Genomic DNA, 2,255 nt, shown 5'->3' on the forward strand with positions numbered 1-2,255 from the left:
GATGTTGATTTACAAAAATGTTTGAATTGTAGTTTTACGATTCAAAAAATCAATGATGAATGATTTACTATCAACACAGGAAATAACAACTGCTGTAAATAATAACTTGGTGTTATAATTTGTTTACCAAGATATTTTTTATCTTTGGTATTAGTTAAATTCCTATGCTACTAAATATCAACTATATAAATATCAACCTTTACATTTTTATCTCATCTTAGCAAAATAAAAAAACATAATCTAAATAAAAGGCATTTAGGTTATGTTATAATTTAAAGAGTAAGATTCTCCTCTTACTTTTCAAAATTATATAAAGTGATAGTAATTTATTTTGAGATAAATTACTATCGTGGAAACGCTAGGTGTTAACTAGTGTTTCCACAGACAATTTTAACATATTTCTTGGTGGTCTTTTATGATACTGCTTTGAAATATGTTGTAAATTGCTTGTGGGAATAGTGCGGTGGTGCTATTCTCTTTTTTGTTAAAAAGAGAATTCAGAAAGGAATATATGCAATGAAAAAATTACTAAGTTTATTAACAATAACTACGCTGACAGCAAGCGTTCCCGCTCCGTTGCTTGCCAATGCAACTCTAGAAAGAACAAAACGGGATCTTACTACAACTACCAGAGATGTTACAACTGGGTTTGATGTAAGTGTAATTTCTATATTAAACAAATGAAACAAAGTTGATAATAGAGAAAACGAGTTTTCAAAACCAAACAATAAATGATATTTTTATATTCGAGTGATTGATAAATATAAATGTGAAAAAGTTTATTTTGATAGTAATTTTATAAAAAATCAAAATACATATTGACAACATTTAAAATATGGAATTAATTTTCCTGTTTATCGTTGGGATGATGTTGGTGAACCGGAAACACCAATAATTGACAGCAACGGAAATGTTACAGATTGAAATTTAAAAATAAAAGATAATTATTTATTTCAACAAGGAATTTTGTTTTCACTTGTGGATGGTTCTAAAACAGCAAAATGATCTAACAACGGAATGCGTTTGACAGTTGACGGAGAAACAAATATCAATATTGATAACCCAAATGTTACAGAAGTTTTATGAAATGGTGCTAAACAAAATATGTTGGGTGGTAAAGTAAATATCAATGTTAAACCTGAAACTAGTGAAAAGACCCATAAATTAGTTATCAAATATGATATTCGTAGAACAAAATACACGAGCGAAGACATTGATGTTGTTATGGCGGCAAAAATAGACACGCCAAAACCAATTGTTAAAGAAAATTTAAGCGATGTGATTAAATTTGGTAATGAGAATAATTTAGAAAATATCATTAATAATAACGATGATACTATTTTCGCTGCTGTTAATCAAAAAAACGGCAATGTCATTGATGATTTTTCGCAAATTGAAATAACAAATAAAGATAATCATTCTGCAACATTAACCGCAAAACCAGATAGCAAGAGTTACAAAGGTTCAGTGATAGTTAAATACAATTTTATTCCCACAGCGGTGGTAAAAGTAAAAATTAATTTAACATCATCGGCAAATGGTGTTCAAATAGAGAAAAATTATTTGGCACAACTTGACAATACTAAAATGACAAACAAGGTTGATACATTTTATTATGCGAATGGAAAAAGTACTATTAAAATCAAACAACCATCAACTGACAATGTTATAACTGGGGTTGTGTATGGTTGTGATGATAAATGAAATAAAACATCACAATCAAATGTTATTGACCCAATAAATGGCTTAGAGATTGATAAGGGGCAATATGGTTCGATTGATGGTCGTTATTTAGTTGAGTTGCAACATCAAGATTTACCAACGCATAAAAAAACTATTTATCTGCAAGTATCAGAAAAACAATCGGTAGAACATTATTGAAATACTGATAATGGCAAACAATTTGAACAGTGAGCAGAAGATAATGGATATAAAAATATACGCGGTTATAGTGAAAATCAACTAAATGAGTTGTTTGAGTTATCGAAGACTTGAAAACAAAGTTTAGCACATTTAGATTTAAAGTTAGATGAATTTGTTGTTACTAACATTAAAAATGTGACCCAAGATGAAATTAATGCCTATAAAACAAAAATGCTTGCTAGTGTAAAATCACAAGTTGAAAAGTATGCTCCGAATGTTGTAGAAAACACTGACTATGTTATCGGCGTTGATAATCTTATTGTGGGTGATTGAACGACGAGCAAAGATGTCAAGGTTCAAGCAGTCGATGGTAGTACAAAATTGCTAAGTTT

The 2,255-nt window shown here is 29.4% G+C and carries 1 protein-coding gene; it reads left to right on the forward strand.

All coding sequences use genetic code 4. The annotated features are described in order from the left end of the window. Nucleotides 1-516: 516 nt before the first annotated feature. Nucleotides 517-2,255, forward strand: a 1,739-nt coding sequence (locus EHU54_RS05625; protein ID WP_400249414.1) for an adhesin, incomplete at its 3' end; no start/stop codon positions are given.

This window comes from Spiroplasma sp. ald (genome assembly GCF_044714355.1).
GTDB lineage: Bacteria > Bacillota_I > Bacilli_A > Mycoplasmatales > Mycoplasmataceae > Spiroplasma > Spiroplasma phoeniceum.